This window comes from Natrarchaeobius oligotrophus, assembly GCF_003841465.1.
GTDB classification, from domain to species: Archaea; Halobacteriota; Halobacteria; order Halobacteriales; family Natrialbaceae; genus Natrarchaeobius; species Natrarchaeobius oligotrophus.
Window position 1 is genome coordinate 38,313 of sequence record NZ_REFZ01000006.1, and the last position, 16,750, is coordinate 55,062.

At 65.1% G+C, this 16,750-nt stretch carries 17 protein-coding genes; 12 read left to right on the forward strand and 5 right to left on the reverse strand.

Going from position 1 to position 16,750, the window contains the following annotated elements; genetic code table 11:
- Nucleotides 1-318: 318 nt before the first annotated feature.
- The 3 genes from EA472_RS10140 (at nucleotide 319) to EA472_RS10150 (ending at nucleotide 3,920) form a co-directional block, all read left to right on the forward strand.
- Complete coding sequence (locus tag EA472_RS10140; RefSeq protein ID WP_124191402.1) at nucleotides 319-810, forward strand: helix-turn-helix transcriptional regulator; 492 nt, start codon at nucleotides 319-321, stop codon at nucleotides 808-810.
- A gap of 142 nt (nucleotides 811-952) precedes the next feature.
- Nucleotides 953-3,274, forward strand: a complete 2,322-nt coding sequence (locus EA472_RS10145) for a DUF7282 domain-containing protein (RefSeq protein ID WP_124191403.1) — start codon at nucleotides 953-955, stop codon at nucleotides 3,272-3,274.
- Nucleotides 3,275-3,398: 124 nt separating this feature from the next.
- Nucleotides 3,399-3,920 carry an HAD family hydrolase gene (locus EA472_RS10150; RefSeq protein WP_124191404.1) on the forward strand — a complete coding sequence of 174 codons (522 nt, stop codon included), beginning with the start codon at nucleotides 3,399-3,401 and terminating at the stop codon, nucleotides 3,918-3,920.
- A 64-nt stretch (nucleotides 3,921-3,984) separates the two neighbouring features.
- Here EA472_RS10150 and EA472_RS10155 read toward each other — a convergent pair whose 3' ends face one another.
- The gene (locus tag EA472_RS10155) at nucleotides 3,985-4,221 is read right to left on the reverse strand and encodes a DUF5822 domain-containing protein (protein WP_124191405.1); all 237 of its coding nucleotides are present in this window, start codon (nucleotides 4,219-4,221) and stop codon (nucleotides 3,985-3,987) included.
- A gap of 104 nt (nucleotides 4,222-4,325) precedes the next feature.
- Between EA472_RS10155 and panB the strand changes: the two genes are divergently transcribed.
- Nucleotides 4,326-5,138 (forward strand): 3-methyl-2-oxobutanoate hydroxymethyltransferase, encoded by an 813-nt coding sequence (gene panB / locus EA472_RS10160; protein ID WP_124191406.1) that lies wholly within the window; start codon nucleotides 4,326-4,328, stop codon nucleotides 5,136-5,138.
- Here the strand turns inward: panB and EA472_RS10165 are convergent, their stop codons facing one another.
- Nucleotides 5,139-5,915 carry an alpha/beta fold hydrolase gene (locus EA472_RS10165; RefSeq protein WP_124191407.1) on the reverse strand — a complete coding sequence of 259 codons (777 nt, stop codon included), beginning with the start codon at nucleotides 5,913-5,915 and terminating at the stop codon, nucleotides 5,139-5,141.
- Nucleotides 5,916-6,141: 226 nt separating this feature from the next.
- On the opposite strand from EA472_RS10165, the gene EA472_RS10170 reads away from it, so the two are divergent.
- Together EA472_RS10170 and EA472_RS10175 are read left to right on the forward strand one after the other, a co-directional pair.
- Nucleotides 6,142-6,387 (forward strand): DUF7127 family protein, encoded by a 246-nt coding sequence (locus tag EA472_RS10170; protein ID WP_124191408.1) that lies wholly within the window; start codon nucleotides 6,142-6,144, stop codon nucleotides 6,385-6,387.
- Complete coding sequence (locus EA472_RS10175; protein WP_124191409.1) at nucleotides 6,384-8,648, forward strand: CDC48 family AAA ATPase; 2,265 nt, start codon at nucleotides 6,384-6,386, stop codon at nucleotides 8,646-8,648. Before EA472_RS10170 ends, EA472_RS10175 begins: the two co-directional genes overlap by 4 nt.
- 27 nt (nucleotides 8,649-8,675) lie before the next feature.
- Here the strand turns inward: EA472_RS10175 and EA472_RS10180 are convergent, their stop codons facing one another.
- Entirely contained in the window at nucleotides 8,676-9,185 is a 510-nt protein-coding gene (locus EA472_RS10180; protein ID WP_124191410.1) for a PUA domain-containing protein, read from the reverse strand.
- Nucleotides 9,186-9,316: 131 nt separating this feature from the next.
- Here EA472_RS10180 and EA472_RS10185 point away from each other — a divergent pair, with 131 nt between their 5' ends.
- Entirely contained in the window at nucleotides 9,317-9,499 is a 183-nt protein-coding gene (locus EA472_RS10185; RefSeq protein WP_124191411.1) for a hypothetical protein, read from the forward strand.
- Nucleotides 9,500-9,503: 4 nt separating this feature from the next.
- On the opposite strand, the gene EA472_RS10190 is transcribed toward EA472_RS10185, so the two are convergent.
- Entirely contained in the window at nucleotides 9,504-10,001 is a 498-nt protein-coding gene (locus tag EA472_RS10190) for a LabA-like NYN domain-containing protein (protein WP_124191412.1), read from the reverse strand.
- 56 nt (nucleotides 10,002-10,057) lie between these two features.
- Complete coding sequence (locus EA472_RS10195; protein ID WP_124191413.1) at nucleotides 10,058-10,882, reverse strand: M48 family metallopeptidase; 825 nt, start codon at nucleotides 10,880-10,882, stop codon at nucleotides 10,058-10,060.
- Nucleotides 10,883-11,237: 355 nt separating this feature from the next.
- Between EA472_RS10195 and dapA the strand changes: the two genes are divergently transcribed.
- The 5 genes from dapA to lysA all read left to right on the forward strand — a co-directional run bounded on the left by dapA (nucleotide 11,238) and on the right by lysA (nucleotide 16,745).
- Nucleotides 11,238-12,191, forward strand: coding sequence for a 4-hydroxy-tetrahydrodipicolinate synthase (gene dapA / locus EA472_RS10200; protein WP_124191414.1), 954 nt, complete (start codon nucleotides 11,238-11,240; stop codon nucleotides 12,189-12,191).
- Nucleotides 12,188-12,955 carry a 4-hydroxy-tetrahydrodipicolinate reductase gene (dapB, locus tag EA472_RS10205; RefSeq protein ID WP_124191415.1) on the forward strand — a complete coding sequence of 256 codons (768 nt, stop codon included), beginning with the start codon at nucleotides 12,188-12,190 and terminating at the stop codon, nucleotides 12,953-12,955. Before dapA ends, dapB begins: the two co-directional genes overlap by 4 nt.
- Before the next feature lie 231 nt (nucleotides 12,956-13,186).
- Entirely contained in the window at nucleotides 13,187-14,023 is an 837-nt protein-coding gene (locus EA472_RS10210) for a 2,3,4,5-tetrahydropyridine-2,6-dicarboxylate N-succinyltransferase (protein WP_124191416.1), read from the forward strand.
- Between the two features lie 44 nt (nucleotides 14,024-14,067).
- Complete coding sequence (locus EA472_RS10215; protein ID WP_124191417.1) at nucleotides 14,068-15,483, forward strand: MEDS domain-containing protein; 1,416 nt, start codon at nucleotides 14,068-14,070, stop codon at nucleotides 15,481-15,483.
- Nucleotides 15,484-15,509: 26 nt separating this feature from the next.
- Nucleotides 15,510-16,745, forward strand: coding sequence for a diaminopimelate decarboxylase (lysA, locus tag EA472_RS10220; protein ID WP_124191418.1), 1,236 nt, complete (start codon nucleotides 15,510-15,512; stop codon nucleotides 16,743-16,745).
- Nucleotides 16,746-16,750 lie beyond the last annotated feature (5 nt).

Below are 16,750 nucleotides of genomic sequence, written 5' to 3' on the forward strand. Positions count from 1 at the left end.
GGCGAGAATCGGTGTAAAGCGTTTCGAACGTCCTGCCTAGTTTATGCGGGTCGTCGAAGAATCGTTTCTCGAACGAACACATGACTTTCGCCAGACGCAGCTCCGTCGGTGATCGGTTCGCCGGCGACTATCTCGAACCCGTGGCCGAACGGAATCCTCCAGACGCGGTCTCACGATCTCCCGACCGAATTAGCTCGTCGGAACGTTCAGTTCCAGTGACTTACAGACAGATAATACCAATTCGTGATCTATGAAAAATACTTTGGTGAGCGGCGTCGACTGTACGACGAGTAACTGAAACACGAGCTCTCCATCGCTATGAATATTCAGTTTCGACCCACGATCGCCAGCCTGGTTACGGGAACGGCCACCGGAACGGTCGTCGCCACGGCTGACGGATCGCGGGTATTCGAACTCGCACCGACGTCCCCGCTGGCGATCAGGAACGATCCGCATCTGGTGGCACTGGCAAGTATCGTCGCACTCGTTTTACTCGGCGGCGTCCTCGTTATACGAAACCGACTCGAGGGACGAGATTCGCTCGCGACCTCCCAGGAGACACGGATCAATGAGTTCAAGACCGATCGCGAGCGGGTGCACGAACTCGTCAAAGAAAACGGCGGACGGATGAAGCAATCGAAGATCGTCGACTCCGTCGACTGGTCGAAAGCCAAAGTTAGTCGATTGCTTGCCGACCTTGAAGACGACGGCCAGATAACGAAGCTCCGTCTCGGACGCGAGAACCTGGTCTGTTTGCCCGGAAACGAGCCGACGGCCTCGAAGTCGCCCGAACACCCGAACAACGAGTAACGCGGCCGAACAATCGCGTTTTTCTCGAGGTGAATGCTCTGCCTAACGTCGGCTGGCGGTCGTATGCTCCTGTTTCCACCCGAAATGGTTGCCTCGGTTTATGCGTCGAAACCACGTTGAGCCGTTGCCTTCACGGCACAACATGAACGCACGCAATCAGCTACTCGTAGTACTCACCGCGCTGATGATGGTGTGCTCGAGCGGGGCGATGGTCGCCGGGGCTGCACCCGCGACCGTCGACGAGCACGACGCTGACGCCGGTGACGAGGAGCTAGTCGATGACGTGGAATCGCACTCAGTAACGATAGAACAGGCGGACATCTACGTGGTCACTGACTTCGATCAGGTCACGGACGAGGTAGATGACGAACTCGACGACGAAGGAGTAGACGACGATGAACTCGACGACGAGGGGGTTAACGACGACGAACTCGACGACGATGACGCCCTCGACGACGAGGCCAACGACGATGACGAGTACGTCGAGATTAGCGACGCCGAACTCGACGTCACCATCGAACAGGCGACCGTTACAGAGTTCCTCGACGACGAGGACGACGAGGTCGACGAAGTAGATGACGACGACGGTCTCGACGATGAGGCCAACGACGATAACGACCTCGAGAACGACGTCGACGACGACCTCGAGAACGACGTTGATGACGACCTCGACGAGAACGACGAGGTCCACGAAGTTACGGTCGGCCAGGCAACGATCTTCGTCGTGATCGAGGATGTCGACTGGGACGACGAGGCTAACGACGACGGTCTCGACGACGAGGCTAACGACGATAACGACCTCGAAAACGACGTTGATGACGACCTCGACGAGAACGACGAAGACGCGGACGTCACCGTCGAACAGGCGACTATCTTCGTCGTCGCGGAAGACGTCGACACCGGACCCGTCATGGATGACGACGAGGTCGACGACTTCGAGAACGACGATGACGACCTCGACGACGAGGTCAACGACGACGGTCTCGACGACGAGGCCAACGACGATACCGACCTCGAGAACGACGTCGATGACGACCTCGAGGACGACGACGCACACAGCGTCACGATCGAGCAAGCGACGATCGTCGTCGTCGCCGACCTCGAGGAATTGCCGCACGAGGAGATGAACGACGATGACGCCCTCGACGACGAGGTCAACGACGACGGTCTCGACGACGAGGCCAACGACGACGGTCTCGACGACGAAGCTAACGACGACGATCTCGAAGCTAACGACGATGACGACTTCGAGAACGACGGTGACGGTCTGACCGCGGAGCAGACGCTCACCGACGAGCGACTCGACGTCACGATCGAACAGGCGGACATCTTCGTGTTCATCGACGTCGAGGAGGTGCCGATCGAAGAAGAGCCGGTTGAGGAAGAACCAGTTGAGGAAGAACCCGAAGAAGAGCCAGTTGAAGAAGAACCGGTTGAGGAAGAACCAGTTGAGGAAGAACCCGAAGAAGAGCCAGTTGAAGAAGAACCGGTTGAGGAACCGGTCGAGGAGGAGCCTGAAGAGCCGGTCGAGGAGCCGACCGAGTCGTTCACCGTTGACACGCTCGAGGCACCCGAGTCGGCCGAGGTCGGTGAGACGATCACCGTCACGGCGACCGTCTCGAACCCCGGCGAGGAACAGGCCACCCAGGACGTCCAGTTCCGAATCGACGGTGACCTGATCCTGTCGCAGGAAGTGTCCCTCGATGCGGACGAGACCGCTGAGGTCGTCTTCGAGATCGAAACCGACGAACTCGAGGCTGGCGATTACGTCCACATGGTCTTGACCGACGAGTTCGGTGAGGTCGCCTTCCTCGAGCTAACGGAGCCTGTCGAGGAGGAACCTGAAGAAGAGCCGGTTGAGGAAGAGCCGGTTGAGGAAGAGCCGGTTGAGGAAGAACCGGTTGAGGAAGAGCCAGTTGAGGAAGAACCGGTTGAGGAAGAGCCAGTTGAGGAACCCGAGGAAGAGCCGGCTGAGGAACCCGAGGAGGAGCCACAACCCGCGCACGTGACCTTCGAGGATCAGGCCACTGACGGAGAGACCGTGGTGGTCGACGAGGTGACGATGGCCAGCGGCGGCTTCGTGGTGATCCACGACAGCAGCCTGCTCGTCGGTGACGTGTTCGGTAGCGTCATCGGCGTCTCCGAGTATCTCGAGGAAGGCACTCACGAGAACGTCGAGGTGACGCTCGAAGAGCCACTCGAGGAGGACGAGACGCTGATCGCGATGCCCCACCGCGACACGAACGATAACCAGGAGTACGACTTCGTCGAAACTGAAGGCCTCGAGGACGTGCCGTACGAGTTCGCCGGAGAGCCGGTGACCGACGATGCGGTCGTCACGCTCGAGGACGCGACGGAACCCGAGGAGGATCCCGTCGATCCTGACGACGACGCGGTCGAGAACGGCGACGCCGAGGAGAACGGAGCGACCGAGGCCGAGCCGTTGATCAACGCACCGAACTAACGTCCCTGTCCAACGGACGGAGCTCTTTTGCGGTCACCGCTGATCGATCCCATCGATCGTCGGATCCGGACGCCGATCGATCGGCTGCGAACAGTATAATTCGCTGGAAATCGTACCGGTGGGCGTGACCGATTACGACGCCGTCGTCTACGACCTGGATGGAACGCTCGTCGAACTCGACGTGAACTGGAGTGCCGTCGCCACCGACGTGCTCGCCGTCTACGAGTCCGCGGACGTCGAACCGCCGAGTTCGGATCTCTGGACGCTGCTCGAGGAGGCTGGCGAGTTCGGATTGCGAGCGCCCGTCGAGTCGACGATCGCGGAGTACGAACGGGACGGCGCGAGGACCGCGCCGCGACTCGACCGAGCGGACGAACTCCTCGACCGCAGGGTTCCCGTCGGCGTCTGTTCGCTCAACTGCGAGCGAGCCTGTCGGATCGCGCTGACCGAACACGACCTGGCCACCGCGGTCGAGACGGTCGTCGGACGCGATACGGTCGCGACGCAGAAACCGGACCCGGAACCGCTGTTGACCGCCGTCGACGAACTCGACGCCTCGCCGGGTCGAACCCTGTTCGTTGGCGACTCCCGAACCGACGAAATAACGGCCGATCGCGCGGGAACCGCCTTCGAGTACGTCGCGTGAGACGGAGTCACGGACGGCGAACTGGACCGGCGCGGACGGACGACGTTTCCAACCTCGGGCCGTCTTACTCCTCCTGCGTCCGTTTCGCGTAGGCGAAGACCGCGAGCGCCGTGACGAACCAGACCGGAGCACCGACGCGGACCGCAAACTCCGCTCGAGCCCCCCAGGTCGGAAGGTCGACGGCCGTCGACAGGACGGCAACGAGTGGCGCGCCGACGACGATCGTGATGACGAAGGTGGTCTGCATCACCCAGCCGAAGTCGACGCCGTCGGGATCCGTCGTTTCGACGCGTTCTGGCACGTCCGACACTCCCGACCCGGTCCTCTTAAGCCTCGCGGGTCACCGGTTCGAGGCGGCCGGGCGGAGAGCGATGACGTTTAACGATCGAAGCCGAATCTGGAGCTATGCCAACGGTACGGGACATCAGGGCACAGGCGGGGGACGAACCGATCACGATGCTGACGGCGTACGACGCACCGACGGCCGAAATCGTCGACGAAGCCGGCGTCGACGTCGTTCTCGTCGGAGACAGCCTCGGCAACGCGAGCCTCGGTTACGAGACGACCCTGCCGGTCACCGTCGACGACGTGGCTCGTCACGTCGGTGCCGTGGTGCGCGCGACGGACGACGCCCTGGTCGTCGCCGACATGCCGTTTCTCTCGTTCGGCGTCGACGAGGCCGACAGCATCGAAAACGCCGGCCGGATGCTCAAAGAGGAGGGTGCTCAGGCGGTCAAACTCGAAACCGGTCCACACACCGTCTCGCTCACGGAGCGGATGGTCCAACTCGGTATTCCGGTGATGGCCCATCTCGGACTGACGCCACAGCACGTCAACCAGTACGGCGGCTACCCGCGACAGGGCACCGACCAGGACGGTGCAGAGCGTATTCTCGACCTCGCGAGGGCGCACGAAGACGCCGGCGCGTTCGCGCTCGTCCTCGAGCACGTTCCCTCGAACCTCGCCGCCGACGTGACCGACGCCCTCGAGATTCCGACGATCGGAATCGGTGCCGGACCCGACTGCGACGGGCAGGTGCTGGTCGTCGACGACGCCGTCGGGTTGAGTTCGTGGTCGCCCTCGTTCTCGAAGCAGTTCGGGTCGGTCCGCGAGGAGATGTCGTCCGCCGTCGAGGAATACGTCTCGGCCGTCGAATCCGGCGAGTTCCCCGGCGAGGAACACAGCCACGAGGAGGGTGACCTCGAGGACGTCTACTGATTACGCGTCGATCGCCGTCAGAAAGTCGCGAACGACGTCGTTGAACGCGTCGGGTTGCTCGAGCATCACCAGGTGGGCGGCGTCCTCGACCGCGACGGCGTCGCAGTCGGGGAGTTCGTCGGCGAGATACTCGTGGAACCAGGGAGGGGTGAGCCTGTCGCGTTCGCCGTAGATCGCGAGCGCGGGAACGTCGATCTCGGAGAGGTGGTCTCGAGTGTCGAACGCGTGACAGGTTTCGAAGTCCCGCCGAACGACGCGCTGTCCGACGCCGCGCATGGTTTCGATCGATCGATCGCGCAGCTCCGGATCGGGATCGAGAAAGAGGTGTCCCGGTTCGTGCAGGAACTCGAGCGCACGGTCGAAATCGGCCTCGAGCCAGACGCGAAGATCGTCGAGAACGCCGAGTCGGGCGCCGGTACCCACCAGGACGATTCCGTCGGGTTCGAGCTCGCGCTCGAGGAGGAGGTGTATGATGACGGCTCCGCCGAGCGAGCTCCCGACGAGCACTCGCGCGTCGGTCGCTCGCACGACCGCCAGAACGTCGTCGGCGTACGCCGATAGCGTCGAGTAGCCCGCCGCGGCGTCGACGTCGTCGGAGTCGCCGCGGCCGCTCAAGTCGAGCGTGACGACGGGATTGCTCGCGGCGAGGTCGTGCTGTGCTCGCCACCGAACGCGCGAGCTTCCGGTTCCGTGGACGAAACAGATCGGCGGACCGACGCCGCCGCGATTGGCGACGTCGTAGGCCGTCGATCGGCCGTGATGAGTTACCGTGGACATACCTGTTCGAACGAGCGGAAGCTGTATAAAGACTCGATCGACGGATCGGAATGGGGACGCCACGGCGATCGGATTCGGGTACCCGGGGGCACCCGAGCGAGTCCATCTGACGAATCCGCTGGTGTGAACTGCGAACAGTCATTTTCGCACCCGTCGTGTCGCCGTCTTCGAATTCACCTACGAAAGATTTATATATTAGTACCACTTACCTGTAGTTAGTCATAGCATGAACATCGATCAATTCACCCGCAACGCGGGACAGCCCGTCCGCCGGTTCGAGTACGACGATCGCTCGCTGCTGGCGGTCGATTTCGGTCCCGAGACCGACGCATCGGTCGATCTGGTCGACGACACCGTCATCGTCGTTCTCGCGGACGATCAGTACGAGTTCGATCTCCCCGAGTGGGCAGATGACGCGCACACGTTTATGAAAAACGGCGTGCTCACTGTCGAACTGGAGGCCGAAGCATGAAACTCACCGTCAAACCCCTCAAACAGAAGGACGCGGGGCGCGGACTCGCCGCGGTCGACCGCGTTTCGATGCGCGAGCTCGATCTCGAGAACGGGGACTACATCGTTCTCTCCGGCAGCGGCGACGGCCAGGCCGTCGCTCGCGTCTGGCCGGGCTACCCCGAGGACGAGGGCCGAGGAATCGTCCGGATCGACGGACGGCTCCGCCAGGAGGCCGACGTCGGGATCGACGACAGCGTGACCGTCGAACCCGCCGACGTCAAACCGGCCAACTCCGTCACGGTCGCGCTCCCCCAGAACCTTCGCATTCGAGGGGACATCGGGCCGCTCGTCCGCGACAAACTCTCCGGCCAGGCCGTCACCGAAGGACAGACGGTGCCGTTTTCGCTGTCGTTCGGTCCGATGGCGAGTTCGGGACAGTCGGTGCCCCTGAAGATCGCGAACACGTCGCCCGGCGGCACCGTGGTCATCACCGACTCGACGAGCATCGAGATCTCGGAGACGCCAGCCGAACAGGTGAGCGCCGGCGGCGGTCCGTCGGCCGAAGGCGTTCCGAACGTCACCTACGAGGACATCGGCGGCCTGGACGACGAGCTCGATCAGGTTCGCGAGATGATCGAGCTGCCGATGCGCCACCCCGAACTGTTCCAGCAACTCGGCATCGAACCGCCGAAGGGCGTCCTGTTGCACGGCCCGCCCGGCACCGGGAAGACCCTGATGGCGAAGGCCGTCGCCAACGAGATCGACGCCTACTTCGAGACGATCTCCGGGCCGGAGATCATGTCGAAGTACTACGGCGAGAGCGAAGAGCAGCTGCGCGAGGTCTTCGAGGAGGCAGAGGAGAACGCGCCGGCGATCATCTTCATCGACGAGCTCGACTCGATCGCCGCAAAGCGCGAGGAGGCCGGCGGCGACGTCGAACGCCGCGTCGTCGCCCAGCTGCTCTCCCTGATGGACGGGCTAGAAGAGCGCGGGCGCGTCACCGTCATCGCCGCGACCAACCGCGTCGACGACATCGACCCCGCGTTGCGACGCGGCGGGCGCTTCGACCGCGAGATCGAAATCGGCGTCCCCGACAAGGACGGCCGCAAGGAGATCCTGCAGGTCCACACACGGGGCATGCCGCTTTCGGACTCGATCGACCTCGATCGCTACGCCGAGAACACTCACGGCTTCGTCGGCGCGGACCTCGAGTCGCTGACCCGTGAGAGCGCGATGAACGCGCTCCGGCGTATCCGCCCCGAACTCGACCTGGAAGAAGACGAGATCGACGCGGACGTCCTCGAGTCGCTGCACGTCACCGAAGGCGACCTGAAGGAGGCGCTCAAGGGCATCCAGCCCTCGGCGATGCGCGAGGTGTTCGTCGAGGTGCCGGACGTCACCTGGAACGACGTCGGCGGCCTCGAAGACACCAAAGAGCGCCTGCGCGAGACGATCCAGTGGCCGCTCGACTACCCCGAAGTGTTCGAGGCCATGGACATGAAAGCCGCAAAGGGCGTCATGATGTACGGTCCGCCGGGGACCGGCAAGACGCTGCTCGCGAAGGCCGTCGCCAACGAGGCCCAGTCGAACTTCATCTCGATCAAGGGGCCCGAGCTGCTGAACAAGTACGTCGGCGAATCCGAGAAGGGCGTCCGGGAGATCTTCGAGAAGGCGCGATCCAACGCGCCGACCGTGATCTTCTTCGACGAGATCGACTCGATCGCGGGCGAGCGCGGCCAGCGTCAGAGCGACTCCGGCGTCGGCGAGCGCGTCGTCTCGCAGCTGCTGACCGAACTCGACGGCCTCGAGGAGCTCGAGGACGTCGTCGTCATCGCGACGACCAACCGGCCGGACCTGATCGACAAGGCGCTGCTCCGTCCGGGACGGCTCGACAGGCACGTCCACGTTCCCGTCCCGGACGAGGAGGCCCGCAAGAAGATCTTCGAGGTCCACACCCGAAACAAACCGCTCGCGGACGCGGTCGATCTCGACTGGCTCGCGGGCGAAACCGAAGGCTACGTCGGCGCCGACGTCGAGGCGGTCTGTCGCGAGGCGTCGATGGCGGCGAGTCGAGAGTTCATCAACTCCGTCGACCCCGAGGAAATGTCCGACACCATCGGTAACGTCCGCATCAGCAAGGAGCACTTCGAACACGCCCTCGGAGAGGTCCAGCCGAGCGTGACGCCGGAGACCCGAGAGCGATACGAAGAGATCGAAGAGGAGTTCGATCGGGCCGAACCTGCTCAGGAACAGGACCAGCTCGGTCGCACGTTCCAGTAGCCGCGTTTGTATCCGAAGCGCTCGCCGCTACTGATCGTCCGCGGGTGCGCCCTCGCGGACGTTGACCGCCATTCCGGTTTCGAAGTCGGTGATCGCGTCACCGTCGAGTTCCGCCCGTCCGACGGCGAGCAACTCCCCGCGCTCGTGGACGACGAGCACCTCGTCGCCGGGCCGAATGCCGGGATCGACCGCGAGAACGAACTTCGCGAACACGTTTTTTTCGTCACGGACGAACGGCTCGCTCTCGTCGTCGACGACGACGCGGTATGACGAATCCGCCAGTCCCTCGAGGAGGCGACGGCCACCCTCGAGTCCGAGGGTGAACCGGCCGTCGACGCCGAAGGAGACGACTCGTCCGTCGTCGGAGTGAACCTGCTGGGGGCGGCCGGACGACGTCCGTTTGATCGCGAGGGATTCCTCGGGCGGAAAGAGGGCGCTGCCCGCGCCGGCACCGAACTGGTAGTCGGCGATCGTCCGGAGGTTCGAGAGTCCCGCCCGCCCGTCGGTCGGCTCGACGTCGTCGGCTGATTCGCTCATGGCGTTTGCGTTCGGACGGCGTGTGCGAAAGCCCTTCGATCGACGGCGGCGACGAACCGACTCAGCCGCCGCTCGTAATCGCTCCCGTAATCAGGGCGGTTATATAGTGCGAGGGAGTATCCGCTAGACAGATGGATCTCACGCAGATCGGGCTCGGTATCGGGCTCCTCGTGGTGAGCGGCCTGACTTTTCTCGGACCGTCGGTGCTCGATTCCGGCGTGATCGCGGCGCTGGCGGGAACGGCGCTGCTGATCGGTGCGATCGCGGTGCTCACGAGCGTGGCACGTGACGCCCGGACGCCACAGGAACAGTAGGTACCTAGAGCAGGAATGTTTCGTGTCGTTCGCCCAGGTCCAGAAACGTGTCCGCTTCGTCGATGAGTTCTTCGGCGGTCGACGATTCGAAGGCCATCACCTCGACCCGGACGCCCTCGTGACGGAGGTGCGAGCACAGCCGCGAGAAGTCGCCGTCGCCGGTGCACAGGATCATCGTATCGACGTGGTTCGCGAGCGTGACCGCGTCGAGGCTCATGCCCACGTCCCAGTCGGCCTTTTTCGTCCCGTCCGAGAAGCGCTTGATGTCCTTGATCTTCGTCTCGAAACCGATGTCGACGAGCGCGTCGAAGAAGCTCTCCTCCTCGGGCGCTTCGGCCCGGATGACGTAGGCGATAGCGCGTGTCAGCCGGCGGTTCTGGACGGCCTTCTCGAGCAGCGCGGAGTAGTCGATGTTCCGGCTGTGGAGGCTCTGTGCCGTGTGATAGAGGTTCTGGGCGTCGACGAGGACGGCGACGCGCTGGTTGGGGTGGATTTCAGTCACGGTCGATACTGTGACGGGCTACCGTAAAAGTCGCGTCGGTCGAACGAGTCTCGTCGCTAGCTTCGTAGTTTCTGAATCCGCTTTTCGGTCGGCGGGTGGGTCGCGAACAGTTTCGCCAGGAGGCTCTTGTCCGCGTTGAAGATACAGAGCGCACTCACGCTGTCGTCGAGGGTGGACTCGCGGCCTTCCGACCCCTGCGAGATCTTCTCGAGGGCGCGCGCGAGCGGATCACCGCTGCCGATGTACTGGCGGGCGTCGTCGTCGGCGACGTACTCCCGGTAGCGCGAGATGGCGAGGACGAACACCATCACGAGCATCTGTGCGATGTTCGAGATGATCATCCCGACGATGATGCTGCCGAAGTTGCGCTCGTTGCCCATGATGTAGACGAGGTAGGCGACCCAGCCGACCATCATCCCGATGGATTGGCCGATGACCATCGTGACGACGTCGCGGTTTTTGATGTGGGCGAGTTCGTGGGCGATCACGCCCTCGAGTTCGTCGCGCTGGAGCAGCCGCATCAGCTCCGTCGAGACGACGACGACGCCGTTGCCCTTTCGACCGGTCGCGAAGGCGTTCGGGACGCCCATCTCCATGACCATCAGCTTCGGCTTCTTGATGCCCATGTCTCGAGACAGCGACTCGGTCATCCGGTGGATATCCTGGTACTGGCCCTCCTCGGGCATCGGCTCGGCCCGTCTCGTCGCGGACCACGTCCCGATCTTGTACTGGATTACGGGTAAGACGAGCAGGCCCGCCAGCACGAGTGGCCACGCGCCGAGACCGAACATCGCCAGTCCGAACGCGCCGACGAACATGTAGAACGCGAATAGGATCGATCCGACGATCGCCATCCGAACTTTCAATCCGAAATCGGTCATAGTCGCTTCTACGTACCGCTTCCCGTATAAATTACGCGAATTGTTCTGTCACGAGTTGGACGTTTCGATCGGAGTCGACGGGAGCGTCCGATGCTGACGAAAGACGTAACAGATAAGACCGTCCGCGTACGCGTTTGTCACATGCGCCACGTCGCTCACCGGATCGTCCGACCGGCCGCGAGCGACGCGTCCGTTCGTTTTCCGAAACGTAAACGCCCGTGAGAGTGCTCGAGGCGGGAGTGGCACCCCCGTCCCGGGCACGCCTGGGCGCGAGTTCGATCGATCAACGACTACAACCCGATCGGAAGTACACGACGACTGAACCCGATCTCACCGACACGCATCCACCGAATCCATGAGCACACCACTCGACCTCACGGGCGTCTTCCCGGCGATGTGCACGCCCTTCGACGACGACGAACGTATCGACTTCGAAACGCTTCAGACCGACGCACAGCGCCTCGAGGCCGCTGGCGTCGACGGCCTCGTCCCCGTCGGCTCGACCGGCGAATCCGCGACGCTGACCCACGACGAACACGTCCGGGTCGTCGAGGCCGTGATCGACGCCGTCGACGACGTACCCGTCATCGCGGGTACCGGCTCCAACAACACCCGCGAGGCGCTCGAACTCTCCGAGCGCGCGGCCGACGCGGGCGCCGACGGCTTGCTGTTGATCTCGCCGTACTACAACAAGCCCGAACAGCGCGGGCTCGTCGACCACTTCCGGACGATCGCCGACGCCGTCGACCTGCCCCAGATCGTCTACAACGTCCCCTCGCGGACCGGCCGGTCGATCCAGCCGGACACGGCCGTCGAACTGGCCGACCACGAGAACGTCGCGGGCTACAAGGCCGCGAGCGGCGACCTCGGGCTGATCGGCGAGATCGTCGAGCGAACGGCCGAGAAGGACTTTTCCGTGCTCTCGGGCGACGACGCCCTGACCGTGCCGGTCGTCTCCGTCGGCGGTGCGGGAACGATCAGCGTCGCGGCCAACGTCGAACCCGAGCGGACGTGTGCGATGGTCGGCGCGGCCCTCGACGGCGACTACGAGCGCGCCAGGGCGCTCCATCACGAGCTTGGACCGCTGTTCCGGCAGCTGTTCGTCGAGACCAACCCGATCCCCGTCAAGGAGGCGATGGCGATCCGCGGCTACGGCCCGGCTCGACTGCGGCCGCCGCTCACCCGCCTCTCCGAGGAACACCGCGGCGACCTCGAGGCGATCCTCGCCGACCTCGAGTCCGAGCCGGCTACCGAGAGCGAGGGCTCCGGAGCGGACGACGGCGACGCGACGGCGGAGCGCGATCGATGACGGTCCGGATCGGCGTCACCGGCGCGACCGGTCGCATGGGACGGGAAGTGATCGCCGCTGCGGACGCACACACGGACTGCGACGTCGTCTTCGCGGTCAACCGGAGTCCGGACGACGAGACGGTCGCCGGCCGCGAGGTCGAAGCCGCCTCGGCGTTCGACTCGCTGCTTTCGGCCCGCGAGCCGGCCGTCGTCGTCGACTTCACGGGACCGGCGTCGGCCCTCGAGTACGCACGCGGCTGCGCCGAGGCGGGCGTCGCCTTCGTCACGGGAACGACCGGCTTCGCGGACGACGACCTCGCAGTTCTCGACGCCGCGAGCGAGGACGCGCCGATTCTCCGGGCGCCGAACTTCGCCCGCGGCGTCCAGGCGCTCGTCAACGTCGTCGGCGAGGCCGTCCGGAACCTGCCGGGGTACGACGTCGAACTCGTCGAGACCCACCACAACGGCAAACGCGACGCGCCAAGCGGGACGGCAAAGCGCCTGCTCGAGGAGATCGAAGCCAACGGCGACTTCGCGGGACGGACGCACGGTCGCGAGGGCGAGACACCACGCGAAGCCGGCGAGATCGGCGTCCACGCGCTCCGAGCAGGCGACGTGACGGGCGAACACGAGATCGTCATCGCCGGCAACCACGAGGAGGTTCGACTGACCCACCGCGCCGAGGACCGCGGCGTCTTCGCCGCGGGCGCGGTCGACGCGGCCGTCTGGCTCGCGGGACGCGATCCCGGCCGGTACGAGTTCGCCGACGTCATCGCCGACTGAGACGGATCGCTGTACCGGTTCGTCGGTTTTTTCGCGATCGTTCGACGACCGAGCCGGCAGCGACGGATAGCAGTCCGACCGAGGGGACGATCGGGTCTACGCCGACCGCCGATCCGGCCTCGAGCCGGCTCGCGATCCGTGCGGACGGCTCGACTCGAGTCATGCGCGTCGGGAGGCCCGCGACGAGAACGGGTGGTATTTTAGCCCTGCACCCGCCATCTCCGGACGATCATGAGTACGCTCGAGACGGACGTGCTGGAGCTGTGGGAACGCAAACAGAGCGGCGACGTCGACGCGGAGTCGGCCGGCGAAGACGAACTCGCGACCCTCGACGAGTTCGTCGCCGCGCTCGAGGCCGGCGAGGTACGCGCGGCCGAGCCCGTCGACGGCACCTGGGAGGCCAACGAGTGGGTCAAACAGGGGATTCTGCTGAACTTCGGCCTGCGTGAAACCAGACCGCGGGAGTACGGCGGCGTCACGTACAACGACGTGTTGCCGCTCGCGGACACGAGCGACTACGCGGAGCGTGGCTCGCGGAACACGCCGGACGGCACCGTCGTCCGCCAGGGCGCTCACGTCGGCTCGGACTGCATCCTGATGAGTCCCGCGTTCGTCAACGTCGGCGCGTACGTCGGTGACGGCACCCTCGTCGACTCCTGTGACACCGTCGGGTCGTGCGCTCAGATCGGTTCGAACGTCAAACTCGGCGCGAACACCCTGATCGGGGGCGTCCTCGAACCCGTCGAGGACGCGCCGGTCGTGATCGAGGATAACGTCTCGCTGGGCGCGGGCTGTCGCGTCACCAGCGGATTCGTCGTCGGCGAACACAGCGTCGTCGGGGAGAACACCCTCCTGACGCCGCGCATCCCGGTGTACGACCTCGTCGAAGAGGAGGTCGTCTACGGCGAGTTGCCGGCGAACCGTCGCGCGTTCACGCGGTTCGTCGAGTCCTCGATCAGCGACCACGACCTCTTCGAGGGCGGCGCGTACAAGCCGGCGGTCGTCGCGACCGACCTCGAGGACGAAACGCTCGAGGCGACCGAACGCGAGGACGCGCTGCGAGAGTGACGGGCCCAAAGCCCATGTAGGCTGTAGATCGTAGTTTCGACCGGATGGACTCCGGGGAACGGGGCCGAGAGCGCGAACGCACGCAAGGACGGACAAGCGCCGCGTCCCGAACGCCGGCCGTCCTCAGATCGGAGTTCGCGACGGCCGACCTCTGTCGCCACCTCGCGCTGTTCTACGAATTTCGGGACGTCCAGCTGACGTCCGCCGCCGCGTTCGTCGATCACGGACTTCGAACCGGCCACCGGTGTCTGTACCTGGTCGACGACACGGACCGCGAGGAGATCGAGTCGGCGCTCCGACGGGCGGGCGTCGACGTCGACGATCGGATCGACGCTGGCGACCTCGTCGTTCGCGACGCGACCGACGTCTACCTCGAGTCGGGCTTCGATCCCGACCGCATGGTACAGACGGTGACCGACGCCTGCCACGAGAGCGTCTCCGAGGGGTACGAGGGACTGTTCGTGGCGGGCGAGAACACGTGGTGTTTCCGCGCGGAGGGGTCGTTCGACCACGTCCTCGAGTTCGAGGCGTCGTTCGACGCGGCCTGTCCGGAGCTTCCGGTCGTCGCGCTCTGTCAGTACGACCTCTCGCGGTTCAGCGGCCGCTCGGCGGCCAAGGCGCTCTGGACCCACGAGCAGGTCGTCTACCGGAACACGATCTGTGAGAATCCGTACTACGTCCCGCCCGAGGAGTACCGATCGGACGCGTCGCCGGAATCGAACGCGCGATTGCTGCTCGCACAGACCCACGATCTCACCCGCAACCGGCGACTCGTCGAGGAGCGAGAGCAGCGGCTGTCGGTCGTCAACCGGGTGCTCCGGCACAACATCCGAAACGACCTCAACACGATTATCGGAACCCTCGGGCTGCTCGCGGAGTCCGACCGGCTCGGCTCGGACGAACGCGAACACCTCGAGGTGGCCACGGAGTACACCGAGCGCGTCGTGCAGATGGCCGAGAAGGCACGCTACGTCCAGCGAACGGTCGAGAATCCGACGGTCGAGCCGACCGACCTCGAGTCGGTCGTCGAACGGGCGGTCAACCACGTCGAAGAGGCCTACCCCGACGCGCGGGTGACGGTGACGAACCGGCCGCGGGGAACCGTCCTCGCCGACACGAACCTGGACGTCGCGCTCGTCGAGGCGCTGACGAACGCCGTGATCCACCAGGACGATGAGCCCCCCTCGGCGACGCTCACCGCGTCGGAATCCGCGGACGTGATCGAACTCGAGGTGAGCAATCCGGGACCGCCGATTCCGGAGCCGGACCGACGGGCGCTCCGGCAGGGTCACGAGACGCCGCTCGAACACGGCAGCGGCCTCGGGCTCTGGCTCGTCAAGTGGGTCGTCGAGAACGGTCACGGAACGCTCTCGTTTCCCGAAGAGGAGACGTGCATCCTCCGACTCGAGTTGCTTCGCGCTTCGACCCGCGAACGCGACGAGGAGAACCCAAAGCCTTGAATCCTCGCGGTCACTCGGGGTGAGTAATGACCGATCCCGCGGATTCGCCGGCGGTTCGCCGGCTCGCCGACTGGGACGCACCGACGCTCGAGTCTCTCGCCGAGGAGTACGAGACGCCGCTGTACGTGATCGACCTCGACCGCGTCGCGGAGAACTACGCGCGATTTTCGGCCGCCTTTCCCGACGCCGACGTCATGTACGCCGCGAAAGCGCACACCGGCAACGCGGTACTCGAGACCATCCTCGCGACCGGCGGCGACATCGAGTGCGCCGCCTGGGGCGAACTACAGCGCTCGATCGACGCCGGTGCCGATCCGAACACGCTGCAGTACACCGCGGTGAACCCGCCGGACCGCGACCTCGACTACGCCACGGACCTCGCCGCCGACGCGCCGGGGCTGACGATCACGATCGGCGCGACCGACACCCTCGAGCGACTCGCAGAGCGGGGCTACGACGGTCGGATCGCCATCCGGATCAACCCCGGCATCGGGACGGGCCACCACGAGAAGGTCGCGACCGGCGCGGACGCGAAGTTCGGCATCCCCTACGAGCGGGTGCCCGCCGTCGCCGATCGGGTTCGCGAGGGGTTCGACCTCGTCGGCCTGCACGCCCACGTCGGAAGCGGCGTCCTGAGAGACGGCCTCGAGGAACACTGTCGAGCGCTCGCCCGCGTCGGCGAGATGGCACGCCGCGTCGGCGACGAGGAGCTCGAGTTCGTCGACGTCGGCGGCGGCTACGGCGTTCCCTACCGCGAGGACGAACCGCCGCTCGACCTCGCGGAGACGGCCGAGAAGATCCGCGAGGCCGTCGGCGAGATCGACGCGACGCTCAAACTCGAGCCCGGCCGGTACGTCGTCGCCGACGCGGGACTGATCCTCACGACGGTCAACACGATCAAGGAGGCCCCCGACACCACCGTCGTCGGCGTCGACGCCAGCCTCTCGACGCTGATCCGCCCCGCGATGTTCGGCTCCTACCACCCCATGCTGAACGTCTCCGCGCCCGACCGCGAGTCGATCGAGGCGACCGTCGGCGGCCCCGTCTGTACCAGCGCGGACGTCTTCGCCCACGATCGCCCGATCGCCGGCCCCGAACGCGGCGACGTTCTCGCCATCGGCAACGCCGGCTCCTACGGCTACGAACTGGCCAACCAGTTCCACTCCCAGCCCAGGCCCGCCGAGGTCGCCCTCGAGGACGGCGAGAGCCGCGTCGTCCGTCGTCGGGAGACGCTCGAGGACGTCACGCGACTCGAGCGGTAACGTGG